Raw genomic sequence first — 18,927 nt, 5'->3', positions numbered from 1 at the left:
GGCACTCCGGATTAAAAGGCGGCATAAAGACGACCAGGGTTGAAAATGCCTCGAGCATCCAGCTGTTCTTTCAGCCGGCGGTGGTATTTTTCCACTACCGGATTCAAGGGAGTAAAAGGCTCCTGAGCGCCCCCTGCGGCGGCGGGCGTATAGCAGGTGGCGTGGCCGCCGGCGGCCTGGCAGGCACGTCGCAGGGTGTCGCCGTCAAGCGTTGTTTTGATGAATCGCTGACAGCCGGCCCAGTCATAGAGTATCGAGTCCTGCGTGTCGCCAAGCGTCAACGGCGGCGTGTTGGGCGGAAGCGAAAGCCGCCACAGCGCCTGGCCGGAAGAGCATTGGAAGAAAGGATGGCGCAGGTCGCGTAGCGCTTCCCAGAAGCCGGCCTCCAGCGGCTCGCCGCCAAGTTCTTGACGGGTGGCCTCCACAGAGCTGTGCCCGCCTTCCAGGCGCAGGTACAGCGCGCCGTCGTGCCAGACTGCCGCAGTAATGGGCAGCGGTCGGCGCCCCAGCTCAGCCAGGCGCGCCAGTGCTTCATCGAGCGTTAGCGCCACGCGCAGGCTTGCGCGTGCCGGAGGCTGCGGCAGCACTTTAAGCGATATATCGGCAATAACGCCAAGGGTGCCCTGGGCACCGGTCATCAGCCGCGACATGTCGTAGCCGGCGACGTTTTTCATTACCTCACCGCCAAAACGCAGCAGCTCGCCGTGCTGGGTGATGACGCGCGTGCCCAGAACAAAGTCGCGTGTGGCGCCGGCCCAGGGGCGACGCGGTCCGGACATGCCGGTCGCTACGGCGCCACCGAGCGTGCTTTGCGGGCTGAAGCGCGGCGGCTCAAAGCCGAGCATCTGGCCGCTGTCATCAAGTACGGCTTCAAGCTCATCGAGCGGTGTGCCGGCACGTGCGGTGACGATCAATTCGACCGGATCGTAGTGCACGATGCCGCGATGCTCGGCAACGTGTAGCGGTGCGGCCTCTACCGGGCGGCCGTAAAAAGCACGGGTATCGCCGCCGACGATACGCAAGGGGGCTTGCTGCTGGTAGGCCTGTTTGACCTGCTCGCACAGCTGCGAGGCGATGTCGTGGTCGGGCGGTTGAATCTGGCTTTCTGTCATTGTCGGTCCTGCAGCGGTCAGAAGCGGGGAATGTCCGGATGGGCAAGCTCGTTGTTGTGGACGTGCATGGCGCCAAACTCGGCGCACCGGGCAAGCGTGGGAATATTCTTGCCCGGATTGAGCAGTCCCTGGGGATCAAAGGCCGCCTTGACGGCGTGAAACAGCGTAATTTCATCGCCGCCGAACTGGCTGCACATCTGGTTGATCTTTTCACGCCCAACGCCGTGTTCGCCGGTAATGGAACCGCCGGCGGCCACGCAGCGCTCAAGAATCTTGCCGCCGACTTCTTCGGCCAGCGCCAGCTCGCCTTCGCGGTTGGCATCAAACAGGATCAGAGGGTGCATATTGCCGTCACCGGCATGAAACACGTTGGCGATACGCAAACCGCTTTCCCGGGAGAGCGCTGCGATGTCGTTGAGCACTGCGGGCAGCTCGCGGCGGGGGATGGTGCCGTCCATGCAGTAATAGTCCGGCGAAAGCCGGCCCACGGCGGGAAAGGCGTTTTTACGTCCGGACCAGAAAACGGCGCGTTCGGCATCGTCGCGGGCCTGGCGAATATCCGTGGCGCCGGCTTTTTCCAGCACGTTGCGTACGGTATCGCAGTCGTCATCCACGTCGGCCTGCACGCCATCCAGCTCGCACAGCAAAATCGCTTCGGCATCCAGCGGGTAGCCGGCCTGAACGAAGTCCTCGGCGGCCTGGATGGCAAGCTTGTCCATCATTTCAAGCCCGCCGGGGATGATGCCGGCGGCGATGATGTTGCCAACGGCCTGGCCGGCTTTTTCAACGTCGTCAAAGCTTGCCATCAGCACTTTAGCCACTTCCGGCTTGGGCAAGAGCTTAACGGTGATTTCGGTGATCACGCCGAGCATGCCTTCCGAGCCGTTGAGCAGTGCGAGCAGATCAAAGCCCGGCGCGTCCAGCGCCTCCGCGCCCAGCGTCATGGGTTCGCCTTCAACGGTCAGGATATCGACGCGCATGACGTTGTTGACCGTCAGGCCATACTTCAAGCAGTGCACCCCGCCGGCGTTTTCAGCGACGTTACCGCCGATGGAGCAGGCAATCTGGGAGGACGGGTCCGGGGCGTAATAAAGCCCGTACGGTGCCGCCGCCTCGGAAATGGCCAGGTTGCGCACCCCCGGCTGCAGCCGGGCCGTACGCGCGTCGGGGTCAATGCTGAGGATATGCTGAAAGCGCGACATCACCAGCAGGATACCCCGCTCAAGGGGGAGCGCGCCGCCGGAAAGCCCGGTGCCGGCACCGCGCGTGACCACCGGTACGCCAAGGGCGTGGCAGCGTTTGAGCAGGGCCTGCACCTCATCCAGCGTTGCGGGCATTGCCACCAGCATGGGGGTTACCCGATAGGCTGCCAGGCCGTCGCACTCGAACGGCCGCAGGTCTTCTTCGCGGTGCAGCAGCGTAAGCGTGGGGATGTGCTGCTGCAGATCGCCTAGCACATCGGCTTTGGCAAACGTTGCCAGCGGCCCGTCGATGGCCTCGTCGTACAGAATACTCATGGCGCCTCCTGCCAATAAGCGATGGACCTAGCCGGCCAAAACCGTGCTGAGCGGATCGGCCAGACCCAGAAGATAAAGTCCTGCCATACCCAGTATGCCGGCGGCGATAATGTAGTAAAGCGTGGGCAGCAGGGTTTTGCGGATCGTTGTGCCTTCGCGGCCTAAAAGGCCTACGGTGGCGGATGCCGCGACGACGTTGTGGATGGCAATCATGTTGCCTGCCGCCGCACCAACGGCCTGCAGCGCCACCATGAATGCGGTGGAGACACCCAGCTGGCTTGCCACGTTGAACTGGAAGTCGGAAAGCATCAGGTTGGATACGGTGTTGGAGCCGGCAATAAAGGCGCCCAGCGCACCGACGGCAGGGGCAAAGAACGGGTAAACGTCGCCTACGCTTGCTGCCACGAACTGGGCCATGGCAACCGGCATGGAAACCAGATCAGCGCCGTTGACGCCGGAGTTGATCAAAATACGCACCATGGGGATGGTAAAGATCAGCACAAAGCCGGCGCCCAGAATGGTGCGCGATGAATCGCTGAACGCAGCGGTAAGCTCTTTGAGTTTCATGCGATGCAGCAGTGCTGTGACCAGCACCACCAACAGCAGAATGCCGCCGGGCAGGTACAGCGGCTGAATGCTGCCGCCAATGCCTTCGCCGAGAATGTCACTCCAGCCCAGGGCAAACTCTGTCAGCGCGTTTTTCAGCGGCGCAATAGTGCGTGATGCGACCAGAAAAACGGCCAGCAGTACGTAGGGCACCCAGCCCATCCAGGTGGAAATCGGAGCTTTGCCGGCGATGTCGTCCATCTTGAGCTCCAGCTTGCCAATCCAGTTGTCGGGCCAGCTCTCGGATGGCGGGAAATCCCAGGTGTCCCGGGGCAGCAAAAAGCCGCGCCGCGCCGCGGGAACCACAATGGCCAGGCCAACCATGGCGCCGATCATCGAGGGGAACTCAGGCCCCAGCACTACCCCGGCAATCATGTAGGGCACCACGAAGGCTGCGCCGGCAAAAAGAGCGAAAGGCGTAATCGAAAGCCCTTCTTTCCAGGAGCGGTTGGCGCCGAAAAAGCGCACCATGATGATCACCATGATCAGCGGCATCAGGATACCGACGATGCCGTGGATGATGGCGACTTCGCTGCTGATCAGGCGAAAGTACTCCATCCAGGTGGCATCTCCGGCCTGAAGCTGCTGGGTAATGCCCTCGCGGTCCAGGCCGCCCGTCACGCCCACTACGATAGGCGTGCCCACGGCCCCGAAGGAGACCGGCGTGGACTGAATCATCATGCCGACCACAACGGCGGCAAGCGCGGGAAAGCCCAGCGCAACCAGCAGCGGTGCTGCAACGGCGGCCGGTGTACCAAAGCCGGAAGCGCCTTCGATAAAGCAGCCAAACAGCCAGGCCACGATAATGGCTTGCACGCGCCGGTCAGGGCTGATGCCTGAAAACCCTTTACGAATAGCGGTAATGCCGCCGGAATGCTTGAGCGTATTCAGCAGCAAGATGGCGCCAAAAATAATCCACAGAATGGAAATCGTCAGTATCAGCCCTTGCAGCGTTGAGGCGGCAATGCGGCTTAGCGTCATGTCCCATGCTCTAGCCACCCGATCAGAGCGGTCACCACAAATACGATGGGCATGGCGACTTTGGCCGCCAGGCGAAAACCGATCAGCAGTGTACCGGCGAGCACCAGGGGCACAAATGCAAGAAGTGCAAGCGTGGTGTCAGTCATGTCAGGAAGGTCCCGTTATATTGATTTTATTCTGCTATGGGGGCAGATGTCGGTCTTTTTTCGTATCCATGAAGGTAAGAGAAAGAGGCGAAGAGTGGCAAGCGTTTCATCGCCGGTTAGACCAAGGGATATAGCGCAAGGCCGGGAAAAGACTTGCTTGAACGGACACTTCGGGTTGATTTTAAAGAGGTTTCATTGACCGCTGAGATACCTGAAGCCGCGAGCCGTTAGACCATTGGATGCTTGGCCATGCGGCGGCAGGGGATGAATCTAGCCGGTTGGGCGGCCTGAAGGCATCGCTCAAGCGGTGGGACGATTTCGATAAAATCGGCTTGCGCTTTCTGCCGGCAGCAGCAGAGAGCGTAGACTGGCGAAAAACGATGCTGAAAGCGCTATTAATACCGAGGCCGAAGGGGCTTTTTTGATGATTATTTCTTCTTCCCATGACTACCGCACAGCGGCCAAGCGCCGTTTGCCACCCTTTCTTTTTCACTACCTTGACGGCGGCGCTTACTCGGAACATACGCTTCGGCGCAACGTGGAAGACATTGCCGATGTGGCCCTGCGCCAGAGAGTGCTCAACGATATGTCCCAGCTCAGCCTGGAGACGCCGCTCTTTGACGAGACGCTCTCAATGCCGGTTGCGCTGTCCCCGGTCGGACTGGCCGGCATGTACGCTCGGCGAGGTGAAGTGCAGGCCGCCCGCGCGGCCGCAAGGAAGGGCGTTCCTTTCACACTCTCCACCGTATCCGTTTGTCCGATTGAAGAAGTGGCCCCGGCGATTGATCGACCCATGTGGTTTCAGCTGTATGTGCTCAAGGATCGCGGCTTTATGCGTAATGCGCTTGAGCGGGCCAAAGCGGCCGGGGTGACAACGCTGGTGTTTACGGTGGATATGCCGGTACCGGGGGCCCGCTATCGCGATGCCCACTCGGGGATGAGCGGCCCGAATGCGGCGGCGCGGCGAATGCTTCAGGCCATGGCGCACCCTGGCTGGGCCTGGGACGTGGGGATTAAGGGAAAGCCGCATGATCTGGGCAACATATCGGCCTATCGCGGCCACCCGACAGGGCTTGAGGATTACATTGGCTGGCTGGGGAAAAACTTTGATCCGTCGATTTGCTGGAAAGACCTTGAGTGGATTCGCGAGTTCTGGGACGGCCCGATGGTGATCAAGGGCATTCTCGACCCTGCCGATGCCCGAGATGCCGTCGCCTTCGGCGCGGACGGCATTGTGGTTTCCAACCATGGCGGGCGCCAGCTCGACGGCACGCCTTCCACCGCGCGCGCTCTGCCGGCAATTGCCGAGGCGGTGCAGGGGGAAATTAAAGTGATTGCCGACTCCGGCGTGCGTTCAGGCCTTGACGTGGTGCGTATGCTTGCGCTCGGCGCCGACTGCGTCATGCTGGGGCGCTCTTATATCTATGCGCTTGCGTCCGGCGGTGAGGCCGGCGTATACAATCTGCTCGACCTCATCGAAAAGGAGATGCGGGTCGCCATGGTGCTGACGGGGGCAAGCTCGGTCAGCCAGATTGATACGGATCTGCTGGTCGGCGCCTCTACGCTGGGTTGATAAGCAAGGCGGCGACCGGCATATCGCCGCCGAAGACCATGGCGCTGGCAGCAGATGCCATCTTCTGGCGTGCGGCCGCTCGGCCGCGCGCTCCACGTCCTACCTGAAAGCGAGTGTGTTATGTCCCAACGTGACTATCCGCGTGACCTGATCGGCTACGGCAACAATCCGCCCCAGGCCAACTGGCCGGGCAACGCCAAGATTGCCGTGCAGTTTGTGCTCAACTACGAAGAGGGCGCGGAAAACAGCGTGCTCCACGGCGATGAAGGCTCCGAGCAGTTTCTCTCCGAAATGATCGGCGCGCCGTCGTTTCCCGATCGCCACCTGAGCATGGAGTCCATCTACGAATACGGTTCGCGCGCAGGCGTTTGGCGCATTCTCAACGAGTTCAAGAAGCGCGACCTGCCGCTGACCGTATTCGGCGTGGCCATGGCGCTGGAGCGCCACCCCGAAGTGGCCCGGGCGTTCAAGGATCTGGGCCACGAGGTGGCATGCCACGGCTATCGCTGGATTCATTACCAGCAAGTGCCGGAAAGCGTCGAGCGCGAGCACATGAAAAAAGCCATGGAAATCTTCCAGCGGCTTTACGGCGAGAAGCCCGAGGGGTGGTATACCGGCCGCGATAGCCCCAACACGCGCCGCCTTGTGCTGGATGAGGGCAGCTTTTTGTACGACAGCGACTACTACGGCGATGACCTGCCGTTCTGGACGCGCAAGGCCGACAGCCAGGGCCGGGAGCACGATCATCTGATTGTGCCCTACACGCTTGACACCAACGACATGCGCTTTGCCTCCCCCGGCGGCTTCAACACCGCAGAGCATTTCTTTACCTACCTGCGCGATGCGTTTGACGTTCTCTACGCCGAAGGCGAACACGCGCCGAAAATGCTCTCGGTGGGCATGCACTGCCGGATGCTGGGTCGCCCCGGGCGTTTCCGCGCGCTGCAGCGCTTTTTGGACTACATCGAGTCCCACGACCGGGTCTGGGTCGCACGCCGCGTGGATATCGCGCGCCACTGGGCCAGAGAGCACCCCGCTCCCGGGCGCTGATCGCCGCCACAACCGTTAATCAGGAGCCGACATGAGCCATACCTATTACGCCCCCCGCGGCGGCCATCCCCCGCAGTCACAGATGACGGCTGACCGCGCCGTCTTCAAACAAGCCTACGCGCTGATTCCCAAGGGCGTGATGCAGGACATCGTCACCAGCCACCTGCCGTTCTGGAGCGACACGCGTCTGTGGGTGTTGGCGCGCCCGCTGAGCGGCTTCGCCGAGACGTTTTCCCAGTACATCATGGAAGTTCAGCCCGGCGGCGGCAGTGACAAACCCGAGCCCGAGCCCAACGCCGAAGGGGTTTTGTTCGTGGTGGAAGGCGAAATGACGCTGACCCTGCAAGGCGAGAAGCACACCATGACGCCGGGCGGCTATGCCTTCATTCCGCCGGGGAGTGACTGGCAGCTGCGCAACGAAGCCGACGCGCCGGTACGCTTCCACTGGATTCGCAAGGCCTACGAATTCGTCGACGGTATCGACGTGCCGGAAGCGTTTGTGACCAACGAAAACGACATCCAGCCGACGGCCATGCCGGACACCGACGGCCGCTGGGCCACCACGCGCTTCGTCGACCCGACCGATATTCGTCACGACATGCACGTCACCATTGTGACGTTCCAACCGGGCGGGGTGATTCCGTTCGACGAAACCCACATCATGGAGCACGGCCTGTACGTGCTGGAAGGCAAGGCGCTTTATCATCTCAACCAGGACTGGGTGGAAGTGGAAGCCGGTGATTTCATGTGGCTGCGCGCCTTCTGCCCCCAGGCCTGCTACGCCGGCGGCTCCGGGCCGTTTCGCTACCTGCTGTACAAAGACGTCAACCGCCACCCCAAGCTCAAGATCAATGCCCTGTAAGGCGCAACGACAAGGAGAGACCATGCTGGAACTTGTTGCACAGCCGCTGACGGCCGAAGCCTTTGCGCCGTTCGGTGACGTGATCGACACCCGCACCTCGAACTCGTTTGCCATCAACGCAGGGCTGACCCAGCGCCACCACGATCTGGCGAAGGTCGAGACGCTGGGCGACAACGCCCACCCGCTGATCAGCATCTTCGTCAGCCAGCCGATCACCACGCCGCTGGAGCTTACGTTCCTCGAGCGCCACCCCCAGGGCAGCCAGGCGTTCATGCCGCTGCACGAAGAGCGCTTTATCGTGGTGGTCGCTCCGGCCGGCGAGACCGTTGATCCGGCCGAGGTGCGCGCGTTCGTCACCGACGGCCGTCAGGGCGTGAACTACCGCGCCGGCGTCTGGCACGCGATTCAATCCGTGCTGGAGCGTGAGGGCGAATTTCTGGTGGTAGACCGTGGCGGCGACGGCAACAACTGCGATGAGTATCCGTTGGATCTGCGCATTACGCACAAAGACGACGGAAAACCCCGGGAGAAACAGCCATGACGCTCACCCGCCGGCGCTTGCTGGGCGCCTCGCTTGCGCTGCCCGCCGCCTTTTTTCTGCCGTCTTCTTGGCTGCGGGCCGAAACGCCGGCAGTAACGGATCGCCATACGGCGGTGATTCATACGAAAAACGGACCGCAGCGGCTGGAAGTTGAGATCGCGGACACGCCGGCTCGACGCGAGCGGGGGCTGATGGGCCGCCGGCAGCTTGGCGAGGGGCACGGCATGCTGTTTGTGTACGGGCAAACTCAGCCGGGGAGCAGCGGCTTTTGGATGTATCGCACTTTGATTGCGCTGGATATTGCCTTTATCGACGGCGACGGGCGCATTGTCAGCCTGCAGACCATGCCGCCCTGTGCCTCGGCGAATGCGCCACAGTGTCCGGTGTATGCGCCGGGCGCGCCGTATCAGGCAGCGCTTGAGGTGAACGCCGGCTATTTTGCTCGCCACGGTATGACAATAGGCGACTGCGTTTCGGCAGCGGCGCTTTCCGGGCAGTGCCGGGCGGGATAAGCTCGGCGCTGGCCGCGCATTGCTACAGCACTTGTAACTATTTAGCTCATGCCGCCTGATCCAGCTCGTCCTCTCGCATGAAGGCAGGCACCTCACCGGCAAACAGTTGCTCCAGCGCCGTGTGCGCCGCCAGGCCCTGTTTAACGGCCGTCGAGAGGAAACTGCGCATCCGACAGAAGATCTCCGCCCCCTCCCACGAGCGGAAACAGCCCGAGATCTTCTGCTGGACCTTTGTCATCCGCAGGTCGCGCTCTCCCTGGTTGTTGGTGAAGGGAACGGCAGGATCCTCGAGGAAGCGCAGCACGTCATCCTCATACGCCCGGAGGCGTTCGAGCAGGTTGCGCGCTTTGGTGCGCCTGGTGCGCCCACGGGTTCCGGGGGGTGGCCTGGCCGGTGGCGGACATTCGGCCTCACCCTCCGCCAGGCAGTCCCGGTAGCGAACTCGCCAGCGCTGCGCCTCGTCTGACGGGAGGCTGCCTCCCGCCTCATCAACGGCGCGATTCATGGCCAACAGCCGATCATGCAGCGACGTCGCCCAGGTTTGCTGGTCGTGGTCCCGGACGCCGGTCAGTTCGCGAAGGTGATGGGCATTGCACAGCGCGTGCCGGCAATCGTGGTAGCGGTAATAGGGCTTCCAATGATCATGCACCAGTACTCCCTGGACGTAAGGCAGGATGCCGATGGCGTCCATGGCCTCCTGGCCGCGCTTTGCATGAGGCGCCAGGTAGGTCAAGGCCTCATTCGAGGCGCAATGCAGCCAGTAGCGCTTGCCACCGACCTGCATCCCGGTTTCATCGGCATGCACGGTAGCCGCTTCACGTAGCGCCGGGATCACCCACTCGGCAAAGGGCTCGGCTCGTCGGCAGGCCTCCTGGTTGAAGGCAAACAGGGTGCCGGTGCTCAGTGACAGGCCATACTGCGACGTCAGCAGCTCCCGAATGCGCGCATAAGGCAGCAGCTGGTATTGGGAGAGATAGACGGCATGCGCCTTGAGACGCGGGCCATACTGGATCGGGCGGGTCACGCCGTCGGGAAACGGCGCTACATGGCGTTGGCCCCGATCATCTTCCAGCACCTCGGCCTGGTACTCGGTCACCACCGACTGGATCACGATGTCCTGGACCTGACGCTTCTCAACGCCGACCGAGTGATACGCTCTCCCCTTGTTGGGCAGAGTGCGGCGATCGACGCGCAACGACACGACCTCATCGGGGTCGGTGACCGGCTCCAGCGTCCTGCCTTCGTGACCCGGTTGCCCGCCGGGGCGACGCTCGCCCTTTGCCCGGGAGCGGCGTTGGCGGTTGAGGTCCTGTGACGGCGGCTTGCTGCTATTGCGGCTGCTGGTCGCCAGCCGGTCCGACATCAACTTGACCAGCAGCATCAGGACGTCGATCGCGGCGCGCAGCGAAGGAGAGACCGTGCGGTCTTCCTTGAGCTGCTGACGGACCTGCTCGAGGGCCTCGTCGACGTTGATATCGCTGATGGTCATGTTGCCTGCTGGGTGGGGGAGTCGAATGACGGTACTATGCCTGAAGGAACAGCGGGTTGGCGAGTCTCATCCGACGCCACCTGAATAGTTACCAGCACTTTTCAGCGGCGTGAACGCTTGGCACAAGGGCGCTGAAACGCTTGCAATAAGGCGGCCGGCGCCCTATTTTGCAGTTTGACAGCGCCTGTTTTATGGTTGGCTGCGGCGCGAATAATGCACAGGCCGGTCCGGCAGCAGCCGGCGCTACGGCAATTCATTAATAACATCAACATCAAGGGGAACACCCATGAAACGCCATGTTTTTTCTACTGCCGCCTTTTCCGGCGCGCTGCTGGCCGCGGCGACGTTTGCCGCACCGGCCGTGGCGCAGGAAGAGCGCTACGTCACCATCGGCACCGGCGGCCAGACCGGGGTGTACTACGTGGTGGGCCAGTCCGTTTGCCGTCTGGTCAACAAGGGTAACGAAGAGCACAACATCCGCTGTAACGCACCGTCCACCGGCGGCTCGGTGGCCAACGCCAACGGCATCAAGTCCGGCGAGCTGGATATGGGCGTGCTGCAGTCTGACATTCAGTATCAGGCCTACGAAGGCACCGGCGGCTTTGAAGGCGACGCCTATGAAGACCTGCGGGCCGTGTTTCGTATCCACGGCGAGCCGCTGACGCTGCTGGCGCGGGCCGATTCGGGTATTGAAACCCTCGACGATCTGGTAGATAAGCGCATCAATATCGGCAACCCCGGCTCCGGGCAGCGTAACACCATGGAAGTGGTCATGGACGCCAAGGGCTGGGACAAGGACACCTTTGCGCTTGCCTCCCAGCTGGATGCCGCAGAAATGGCCTCGGCCCTGGCGGATAACAACATTGACGCCATGACCTACGTGGTCGGCCACCCCAACGGCGCCATTCAGGAAGCGACAACGACGGTGGATGCCCACCTGATCCCGCTCAACGATGAAGACATTCAGGGCATTGTCGAAGAGTATCCCTACTACTCCATGTCGACCATTCCCGGCGGGCTGTACAAAAATAACCCTGACGACGTGGAAACCTTCGGGGTGGCGGCAACGTTTGTCACCACCGCCGAGACCGATGACGAAGTGGTTTACCAGACCGTCAAGGCCGTGTTCGACAACTTTGATCGCTTCAAGCGCCTCCACCCGGCGTTTGAAAACCTCGACCCGGAAGAGATGGTTACAACCGGCCTGTCCGCGCCGCTGCACGAAGGTGCGGCGCGCTACTACCGCGAGCAGGGCTGGATCGACGGCGAGTAAACCGGCGGAGCTGAAGTTCGTCCATGTGTTCATGCGCGCGGCCCAAAGGGCCGCGCGCTGCGTTTGGGGCGTTGTTGTCGCGGTGTAAAACGTGCCTGTCAGCCTTTGGCAGGCTATCGTGTTAAAACAATGATTGCACCGGCGGCCAGAGACGACGAAAATCGCCTTCCGCGCGCAAGGGGCGGCGTTGTTCTGCTCCCGTCATTGCGCTTTGTTATCCATTTTTGTGCAGGGCTTGCTTATGACAGAGCACAGCAAAGAAGCGTCGCAGACCGCGCACTCCGCAACCGCACCGGAGCCGCAAGTGGATCTCGACGATATGGTCGCCTCGACCGATTCCGGTGCGCGTAAACCCGTTGGCGCTCCGGGCAAACTGCTGGTGGGTATTGCCGCTGTCTGGTCGCTTTTCCAGCTGTGGATTGCCTCGCCTTTGCCGTTTGTGTTCGGCGTCGGGGTCTTCAACGCCACCGAGGCGCGTTCGGTACACCTGGCGTTTGCCCTGTTTCTGGCCTATATGGCCTATCCCGCGCTCAAGCGCTCGCCGCGTGACCATATCCCGCTACAGGACTGGGTGCTGGCCGGGCTGGCAGCGTTTTGCGGTGCCTATATGTTTCTGTTCTACGAGGGGCTGGCCCAGCGCCCCGGCGCGCCGATACTGCAAGATGTGATCGTCGGCGTCGCGGGCATTGTGCTGCTTCTGGAGGCCACGCGCCGCGCTCTGGGGCCGCCGCTGACCATCGTGGCGCTGGTATTTTTGACCTACTCGCTGGCCGGTCCGTGGATGCCCGGCATGCTGGCGCACAAGGGCGTTAGCCTGTATGGGCTGATCAACCACCAGTGGCTGACCACCCAGGGGGTGTTTGGCATCGCGCTGGGGGTGTCGACCAGCTTTGTGTTCCTGTTTGTGCTGTTCGGTGCGCTGCTGGACAAGGCGGGCGCCGGCAACTATTTCATCAAGGTGGCGTTTTCGCTGCTGGGCCACTACAAGGGCGGCCCGGCCAAGGCAGCCGTTGTCGCCTCGGGCATGACCGGGCTGATTTCCGGCTCGTCGATTGCCAACACCGTGACCACCGGCACCTTTACCATTCCCATGATGAAGCGCGTGGGCTTTCCGGCGGAAAAAGCCGGTGCCGTGGAGGTGGCGTCTTCGGTCAACGGCCAGATCATGCCGCCGGTAATGGGGGCGGCTGCGTTTTTGATGGTGGAGTACGTTGGCATTTCCTACGTGGAGGTGATCAAGCACGCCTTTCTACCGGCGCTGATTTCCTACATTGCGCTGATTTATATCGTGCACCTGGAAGCGCTCAAGGCCAACATGCAAGGACTGCAAAGCAGCAATCCGGCCAAGCCGCTTGTGCGTAAAGTGGCCGGGTTTCTGGCCGGCCTGCTGCTGATGATGATCACCGGGCTGGGCGTGTACTACGGTTTGGGCTGGCTCAAGCCGGTGCTGGGGGCGGCGGCGCCCTGGGTCATTTCCCTCGGGCTGGTAGCGGTTTATCTGGCACTGCTGAAGCTGGCGGTGGGCTATCCGGAGCTTGAGCTGGACGACCCGGATCAGCCCATCTACACCCTGCCGCAAACCCGGCCGACGGTGATGGTCGGGCTGCCGTATATTCTGCCGGTGATCATCTTGATCTGGTGTTTGATGGTCGAGCGGCTATCTCCGGGGCTGTCTGCCTTCTGGGCCACGATGTTCATGGTGTTTATCATGCTCACCCAGCGCCCGATTACCGCCGCGCTGCGCGGGCGCAGCAACGTGGGCCCGGACATCAGGGAAGGTGCGCTGGACCTGTGGAACGGCCTGGTCGCCGGTGCACGCAACATGATCGGCATCGGTATTGCCACCGCGACGGCGGGTATTATCGTCGGGGCCGTATCACAAACCGGCGTGGGCCTGGTGCTGGCCGACGTGGTGGAAACCATCGCCATGGGCAATCTGCTGCTCATTTTGTTTTTCACCGCGGTGCTCAGCCTGATTCTCGGCATGGGGCTGCCCACTACGGCCAACTATATCGTGGTCTCGGCGCTGCTGGCGCCGGTGATTATCCAGCTTGGCCAGCAAAACGGCCTGCTGGTGCCGCTGATTGCGGTGCATCTGTTCGTTTTCTACTTCGGCATCATGGCGGATGTGACGCCGCCGGTAGGGCTTGCCTCCTTTGCGGCGGCGGCGGTGTCGGGGGGTGACCCCATTCGTACCGGCTTTCAGGCGTTTTACTATAGCCTGCGCACCGCCGCGCTGCCGTTTCTCTTTATCTTCAACACTGACCTGCTGCTGATCGACGTAAGTCCCTTGCAGGGGGTGTTGATCTTTGTGGTGGCCACCGGCGCTATGCTGATTTTTGCCGCTGCCACCCAAGGCTATATGCTGACCCGCAACCGCTGGTACGAGTCTGCCTTGCTGCTGCTGGTGGCGTTTACCCTGTTCCGGCCGGGCTTTTGGATGGATCAGCTGCACGATCCGTACCGCGACATTGCGCCAACGCAGTTTGTTCAGGCGCTGGGCGACGTTAATGCCGACAGCACGCTGCGCCTGCAGGTCAGCGGGCTTGACGCCTACGGCGAGCCCATGACGACCTATATGACGCTGCCGGTGCCGGACGGTGAAAGCGGCGCTGAGCGGCTGGATGCGCTGGGGCTTGAGCTGATCACCGACGACGGCAAGGCGATAGTGGATATGGTGACCTATGGCAGCCAGGCGGCGGAACTGGGCTTTGATTTTGACCAGCAGATCATCCGGGTGCAGGCGCCGGTGGACCGCTGGACCAAAGAGTGGATGTGGCTGCCGGCGCTTGGCGTGTTTGGTCTGGTGGTCATGCTACAGCGCCGTCGTCGGCGGCGCGCACAGGCAAGCCCGGCCGCGGCCAGCCTGTGAGAATGGTTTAAAAGGAGAAGCGCATGTATCGCAAAATACTCTTGCCGGTAGACCTGGACGAAGAGGCCTCGTGGCATAAAGCGCTGCCTACGGCGGTCGCCCTGTGCCGGACGTTTAACGCCTCGCTGCACGTGCTGACCGTACGGCCCGGCGCCAAAATGCCCATGGTGAGCGCCTATTTGCCCAAAAACTTCTCGCGCGATGCCGAAGCTGCCGTCGTCGATGCCCAGCGCACCTTTATCGATGAGCAGGTGCCGGATGATATTCAGGCTCAGAGCATCGTGGTGGGCGGCTCGCCCTGGGAGGCGATCATCAAGGTGGCCGAACAGCTGGAGGTGGAGCTTATCGTCATGGCATCGCACACTAAGCGCCGGTTTGTCGACTACGTGCTCGGGCCCAACTCCGAGCACGTGGTGCACCATACCCGCATATCGGTCATGATAGTACGCTAAGCGAGGGCGCTGTCGGGGCAGAGCGGCGCCTGGCGCCGCTCTACGACGTTTGGATGATGTGACAGACGCGCAAAATTGGCCAACACTGGGCGGGATCCTTCCACCTACGTGCAGGAGTCACATCATGATCTATGCCAACCCCGGCAGCCCCGATGCGCTGATCACCTTCGAGGCGCGCTACGGCAACTACATCGGCGGCGAGTTTGTGCCGCCGGTCAACGGGCAATACTTTGACAACGTAAGCCCGGTCAACGGCGCCGTTTTCTGCGCCATTCCCCGCTCCTCCGCCGAAGACGTGGACAAAGCGCTGGACGCCGCCCACGCCGCGGCGCCGGCGTGGGGCAGCACGTCGCCGGCCGAGCGCAGCAACCTATTGCTGCGCATCGCTGACCGCATTGAGCAAAACCTGGAAAAGCTGGCCGTAGCGGAAACCTGGGACAACGGCAAGGCGATACGCGAGTGTCTCAACGCCGATTTGCCCCTGGCAGCGGATCACTTTCGCTACTTTGCCGGCTGCATTCGCGCCCAGGAAGGGACCGCGGCGGATATTGACGCCAACACCGTGGCCTATCATTTCCACGAGCCGCTGGGTGTTGTGGGCCAGATTATCCCCTGGAACTTCCCGCTGCTGATGGCCACCTGGAAGCTGGCGCCGGCGCTTGCCGCCGGCAACTGCGTGGTGCTCAAGCCCGCCGAGCAGACGCCGGCTTCGATTCTTGAGCTGATCAAGCTGATCGGCGATCTGCTGCCGCCGGGGGTGATCAATATCGTCAACGGCTTCGGTGCAGAAGCCGGCCAGGCGCTTGCCGCCAGCCCGCGCATTGCCAAGATTGCCTTTACCGGCTCCACCCCGGTGGGCTCGCATATTCTCAAGTGTGCCGCGGAAAACATCATTCCTTCCACCGTGGAGCTCGGTGGCAAGTCGCCCAACGTGTACTTTGCCGACATCATGAACGCCGAGCCCGAGTTTATCGACAAGGCCGTGGAAGGGCTGGTGCTGGCATTTTTGAATCAGGGCGAGATCTGCACCTGCCCGTCCCGGGCGCTGGTGCAGGAAAGCATGTACGACGCCTTCATGGCCAAAGTGATCGAGCGTACGCTGACCATCAAGCGCGGCAACCCGCTGGATACCGACGTGCAGGTGGGCGCTCAGGCCTCCCGCGAGCAGTTCGACAAGATCATGTCGTATATGGAAGTAGCCCGGGAAGAGGGCGCTGAGTTTCTTGCCGGTGGCGACCGGGAAACCATGCAAGGCAGCCTCGACCAGGGGTATTACATCCAGCCGACGCTGCTTAAGGGCAACAACAGGATGCGCGTTTTCCAGGAAGAGATCTTCGGCCCGGTGGTCGCTGTTACCACCTTCAAGGATGAAGCCGAGGCGCTGGCCATTGCCAACGATACCGAGTTTGGCCTTGGCGCCGGGGTATGGAGCCGGGATATCAACGTGGCTTTTCGCATGGGGCGCGGCATTCAGGCCGGGCGCGTGTGGACCAACTGCTATCACCAGTATCCGGCCCACGCAGCGTTCGGCGGCTACAAGAAGTCCGGCATAGGCCGGGAAACTCACAAGATGGCGCTTGGGCACTACCAGCAGACCAAGAATCTGCTGGTCAGCTACGACATCAACCCCATGGGCTTTTTCTAGTCCGCTCCCTGCCAGCGCCGCGCGATCTGCGCGGCGCGCTCGGTACTGTCGGCCATGGCCAGCTCGCCTGCGCGGCGACGAATGCCTGCGCGCTTGAGCTTGAGCTGCAAACGCGCGGGCAGGCCGATAAAGATCAGGCCGATGTGCTGTTCGGCCAGCTCCCGGCGCAGCCCGTCCAGCGCCACCATGGCGGTGGCGTCAACGCTTGGCACGGTGCGCATATCAAGCAGCACCGTATGCACGTTTTGATCCACCGTGCGCAGGGTAGCGATGGCCTTTTCTGCAGCACCGAAAAACATCGGCCCGCTGATGCGGTAAAGCGCCGTACCCGCAGGAAGTTCCGGGCTGCCCGCGGGCCGTCCGGGCAGGTGCTCGGCTTCGGTCAGCTGGGCCATGCGGCGGATAAACAGCGCAGCGGCAAGGCTGATGCCCACGGCAACGGCGACCACCATGTCGAAGGCCACGGTGAGACCAAAGCAGATGACCAGCACCCCAACATCGCTTGCCGGCGCGCTTTTCAGCGTGTGTACGAAATTTTTCGCCTCGCTCATGTTCCACGCAATGATCAGCAATAGCGCGGCCAGCGCGGCCATGGGCACCCGTCCTAAAACGCCGGCCAGCGCTACCACGGCAAGCAGCACCACCAGCGAATGCACGACGGCCGACAGAGGGGAAAACGCCCCGCTTTTGATATTGGTGGCGGTGCGCGCCAGCGCCGCGGTGGCCGTAATGCCGCCGAAAAACGGCACGACGATGTTGCCAAGGCCCTGGCCTAAAAGCTCGGCGTTGGGGTCATGGCGCGTACGCGTCAGGCCGTCGGCGACCACCGCGCACAAAAGCGATTCGATGGCTGCGAGCAGGGCAATGGCCAGTGCCGGGCCGAGCAGCGCCTTGATCAGTGCAAAGTCCAGCGTGAGCGGCTTGCCGTCGGCGCCGGGAAAATGCCAGGGCAGCTGAAAGGAAGGCGCCAGCGGGGGAATGCCGCTGCCGCTCTGGCCGTCAATGGTCCAGTCAAAGCGCGAGGCGATGGTGTCGACTTCAACGCCCAGCGCGGCAAGCAGCAGCGCCGCCAGGGTGCCCACGGCAAGGCCGGCAAGCGGTGCCGGCACCGGGGTTTTCAGGCGCGGCCAGACAATCAGCGTGGCGAGGGTAATAACGCCGATCCCCAGCTCCTCGGGGGCAAGGCCGGGCAGCGATCGAGCGATCAGCCAGGCGTTGGCCGGGGTGCTGTCGCCAAGCTCAAGGCCTGCCAGGCCGAAAAAGTCCGGCAGCTGCAGCAGGGCAATGACCATGCCGATCCCGGCGGTAAAGCCCAGCACTACAGGATAAGGAACGTATTGAATCAGGCTGCCCATTCGGGCAAGCCCCAGCGCCATCAGGATAATGCCTGCCATCAGCGTGGCGATCAGCAGCCCGCCCAGGCCGTAGCTGGCGACAATGGGAAAGAGAATGACCACAAACGCCGCGGTGGGCCCGGAAATATTAAAGCGTGAGCCGCCGGAAAGTGCGATCAGCGCACCGGCCACGATCGCCGTATAAAGCCCGTGCTGGGGTGCGACCCCGGTGGCAATGGCCAGCGCCATGGAGAGCGGTACGGCGACCACACCGATGGTCAAGCCGGCCAGCACATCGTTTTTCAGCCGGCCCGGGCTATACCCCGCCTGCCAGGCTTGCACCAGGGCTCGGCCGGGAAGGGGGAAACGAAAAGAGGAAGACCGCGGGCGCGACATGACGACTCCGGACACAAACAGGCAGATAAAAAAAGGCGCGCGGCTTTGCGCCGCACGCCATTATACCAGCTGCTGCCCGGTTCCGGGGAACGTTCGCCGTTACGGCTGCGGTACGGGCTTGCCCTGCCCTTGGCCCCGCTGCTTCATGGCGTCGCGCTGAACGTCGCGCATGGCCTGCTGAAGGGCCTGCTGCTGCTCATCGGTGAGGATATCCTGCATGCGCTGGCGGTAGTCCTGGCGCAGCTTTTGCATGGCTTGGTAGTGCTCTTTTTGCGCGGCGTTCAGCGTTTTCTGGGTCGCTTTATCAATGCCGGCCTGGTCATACACCGCCTGGCGGCGCTGCTCCATGCGCTCTTTGAGCGCGGCGGGCATCTCGCCGGCCTGCATGCTGTTGCCCTGGCCGCCGGGAGCGGCGTGAACGGCAAACGCCAGCGGTATCAGGGCCGCGGCGAGCAGGGCAGGGGCAAAACGTTGACGTAGCGTAGCGGGCGATGTCATGGCGTCACTCCTCGACGAAAAAAGATGGCATATCCATGCCCTGAGCGTCGCGTACGGCGGTGCAAAAT

At 62.4% G+C, this 18,927-nt stretch carries 14 protein-coding genes and 1 pseudogene; 9 read left to right on the top strand and 6 right to left on the bottom strand.

What is annotated here, in order from left to right:
• Window positions 1-11: 11 nt before the first annotated feature.
• The 3 genes and pseudogenes from glcE to ACZ415_RS01755 all read right to left on the bottom strand — a co-directional run bounded on the left by glcE (window position 12) and on the right by ACZ415_RS01755 (window position 4,362).
• The gene (gene glcE, locus ACZ415_RS01765) at window positions 12-1,112 is read right to left on the bottom strand and encodes a glycolate oxidase subunit GlcE (RefSeq protein WP_344704097.1); all 1,101 of its coding nucleotides are present in this window, start codon (window positions 1,110-1,112) and stop codon (window positions 12-14) included.
• A 17-nt stretch (window positions 1,113-1,129) separates the two neighbouring features.
• Window positions 1,130-2,629: a glycolate oxidase subunit GlcD gene (gene glcD / locus ACZ415_RS01760; protein WP_344704095.1), complete on the bottom strand. Its 1,500-nt coding sequence runs from the start codon at window positions 2,627-2,629 to the stop codon at window positions 1,130-1,132.
• 27 nt (window positions 2,630-2,656) lie between these two features.
• Window positions 2,657-4,362 (bottom strand): annotated as a pseudogene (locus ACZ415_RS01755) (L-lactate permease).
• A gap of 424 nt (window positions 4,363-4,786) precedes the next feature.
• On the opposite strand from ACZ415_RS01755, the gene lldD reads away from it, so the two are divergent.
• The 5 genes from lldD (at window position 4,787) to ACZ415_RS01730 (ending at window position 8,900) form a co-directional block, all read left to right on the top strand.
• Window positions 4,787-5,935, top strand: coding sequence for an FMN-dependent L-lactate dehydrogenase LldD (gene lldD, locus ACZ415_RS01750; RefSeq protein ID WP_344704093.1), 1,149 nt, complete (start codon window positions 4,787-4,789; stop codon window positions 5,933-5,935).
• Window positions 5,936-6,055: 120 nt separating this feature from the next.
• Window positions 6,056-6,985, top strand: coding sequence for an allantoinase PuuE (puuE, locus tag ACZ415_RS01745; RefSeq protein WP_344704091.1), 930 nt, complete (start codon window positions 6,056-6,058; stop codon window positions 6,983-6,985).
• Window positions 6,986-7,016: 31 nt separating this feature from the next.
• The gene (locus ACZ415_RS01740; RefSeq protein ID WP_344704089.1) at window positions 7,017-7,847 is read left to right on the top strand and encodes a bifunctional allantoicase/(S)-ureidoglycine aminohydrolase; all 831 of its coding nucleotides are present in this window, start codon (window positions 7,017-7,019) and stop codon (window positions 7,845-7,847) included.
• Window positions 7,848-7,869: 22 nt separating this feature from the next.
• A complete protein-coding gene (locus ACZ415_RS01735) occupies window positions 7,870-8,388 on the top strand; it encodes an ureidoglycolate lyase (RefSeq protein WP_344704087.1) in 519 nt (172 codons plus the stop codon).
• Window positions 8,385-8,900, top strand: a complete 516-nt coding sequence (locus ACZ415_RS01730) for a DUF192 domain-containing protein (RefSeq protein ID WP_344704085.1) — start codon at window positions 8,385-8,387, stop codon at window positions 8,898-8,900. The genes ACZ415_RS01735 and ACZ415_RS01730 overlap by 4 nt, the downstream gene beginning before the upstream one ends.
• Window positions 8,901-8,946: 46 nt before the next feature.
• On the opposite strand, the gene tnpC is transcribed toward ACZ415_RS01730, so the two are convergent.
• On the bottom strand, window positions 8,947-10,389 hold the full coding sequence (gene tnpC / locus ACZ415_RS01725) for an IS66 family transposase (RefSeq protein WP_464387731.1): 1,443 nt from the start codon (window positions 10,387-10,389) through the stop codon (window positions 8,947-8,949).
• A 286-nt stretch (window positions 10,390-10,675) separates the two neighbouring features.
• Here tnpC and ACZ415_RS01720 point away from each other — a divergent pair, with 286 nt between their 5' ends.
• From ACZ415_RS01720 to exaC, 4 genes are all read left to right on the top strand, one after another.
• Complete coding sequence (locus tag ACZ415_RS01720; RefSeq protein WP_344703522.1) at window positions 10,676-11,662, top strand: TAXI family TRAP transporter solute-binding subunit; 987 nt, start codon at window positions 10,676-10,678, stop codon at window positions 11,660-11,662.
• A gap of 241 nt (window positions 11,663-11,903) precedes the next feature.
• Complete coding sequence (locus tag ACZ415_RS01715) at window positions 11,904-14,534, top strand: TRAP transporter permease (RefSeq protein WP_344703524.1); 2,631 nt, start codon at window positions 11,904-11,906, stop codon at window positions 14,532-14,534.
• A gap of 23 nt (window positions 14,535-14,557) precedes the next feature.
• The gene (locus tag ACZ415_RS01710) at window positions 14,558-14,986 is read left to right on the top strand and encodes a universal stress protein (protein ID WP_344703526.1); all 429 of its coding nucleotides are present in this window, start codon (window positions 14,558-14,560) and stop codon (window positions 14,984-14,986) included.
• A 124-nt stretch (window positions 14,987-15,110) separates the two neighbouring features.
• Window positions 15,111-16,631 carry an acetaldehyde dehydrogenase ExaC gene (gene exaC / locus ACZ415_RS01705; RefSeq protein WP_344703528.1) on the top strand — a complete coding sequence of 507 codons (1,521 nt, stop codon included), beginning with the start codon at window positions 15,111-15,113 and terminating at the stop codon, window positions 16,629-16,631.
• Here exaC and dauA read toward each other — a convergent pair.
• Together dauA and ACZ415_RS01695 are read right to left on the bottom strand one after the other, a co-directional pair.
• Window positions 16,628-18,361 (bottom strand): C4-dicarboxylic acid transporter DauA, encoded by a 1,734-nt coding sequence (gene dauA, locus ACZ415_RS01700; RefSeq protein ID WP_344703530.1) that lies wholly within the window; start codon window positions 18,359-18,361, stop codon window positions 16,628-16,630. The genes exaC and dauA overlap by 4 nt on opposite strands.
• 99 nt (window positions 18,362-18,460) lie before the next feature.
• The gene (locus tag ACZ415_RS01695; protein ID WP_344703532.1) at window positions 18,461-18,859 is read right to left on the bottom strand and encodes a hypothetical protein; all 399 of its coding nucleotides are present in this window, start codon (window positions 18,857-18,859) and stop codon (window positions 18,461-18,463) included.
• Between the last annotated feature and the right edge of the window lie 68 nt (window positions 18,860-18,927).

It is taken from the genome of Halomonas cibimaris (assembly GCF_055379665.1).
The sequence above is the reverse complement of the archived record's forward strand: the minus strand, read 5'-3'. Positions and strand labels throughout refer to the sequence as shown.

What these genes read in the sequence shown, in the direction of transcription:
- glcE (WP_344704097.1), bottom strand. Translation starts at nt 1,112, where the DNA reads ATGACAGAAAGCCAGATTCAACCGCCCGACCACGACATCGCCTCGCAG.
- glcD (WP_344704095.1), bottom strand. Translation starts at nt 2,629, where the DNA reads ATGAGTATTCTGTACGACGAGGCCATCGACGGGCCGCTGGCAACGTTT.
- lldD (WP_344704093.1), top strand. Translation starts at nt 4,787, where the DNA reads ATGATTATTTCTTCTTCCCATGACTACCGCACAGCGGCCAAGCGCCGT.
- puuE (WP_344704091.1), top strand. Translation starts at nt 6,056, where the DNA reads ATGTCCCAACGTGACTATCCGCGTGACCTGATCGGCTACGGCAACAAT.
- ACZ415_RS01740 (WP_344704089.1), top strand. Translation starts at nt 7,017, where the DNA reads ATGAGCCATACCTATTACGCCCCCCGCGGCGGCCATCCCCCGCAGTCA.
- ACZ415_RS01735 (WP_344704087.1), top strand. Translation starts at nt 7,870, where the DNA reads ATGCTGGAACTTGTTGCACAGCCGCTGACGGCCGAAGCCTTTGCGCCG.
- ACZ415_RS01730 (WP_344704085.1), top strand. Translation starts at nt 8,385, where the DNA reads ATGACGCTCACCCGCCGGCGCTTGCTGGGCGCCTCGCTTGCGCTGCCC.
- tnpC (WP_464387731.1), bottom strand. Translation starts at nt 10,389, where the DNA reads ATGACCATCAGCGATATCAACGTCGACGAGGCCCTCGAGCAGGTCCGT.
- ACZ415_RS01720 (WP_344703522.1), top strand. Translation starts at nt 10,676, where the DNA reads ATGAAACGCCATGTTTTTTCTACTGCCGCCTTTTCCGGCGCGCTGCTG.
- ACZ415_RS01715 (WP_344703524.1), top strand. Translation starts at nt 11,904, where the DNA reads ATGACAGAGCACAGCAAAGAAGCGTCGCAGACCGCGCACTCCGCAACC.
- ACZ415_RS01710 (WP_344703526.1), top strand. Translation starts at nt 14,558, where the DNA reads ATGTATCGCAAAATACTCTTGCCGGTAGACCTGGACGAAGAGGCCTCG.
- exaC (WP_344703528.1), top strand. Translation starts at nt 15,111, where the DNA reads ATGATCTATGCCAACCCCGGCAGCCCCGATGCGCTGATCACCTTCGAG.
- dauA (WP_344703530.1), bottom strand. Translation starts at nt 18,361, where the DNA reads ATGTCGCGCCCGCGGTCTTCCTCTTTTCGTTTCCCCCTTCCCGGCCGA.
- ACZ415_RS01695 (WP_344703532.1), bottom strand. Translation starts at nt 18,859, where the DNA reads ATGACATCGCCCGCTACGCTACGTCAACGTTTTGCCCCTGCCCTGCTC.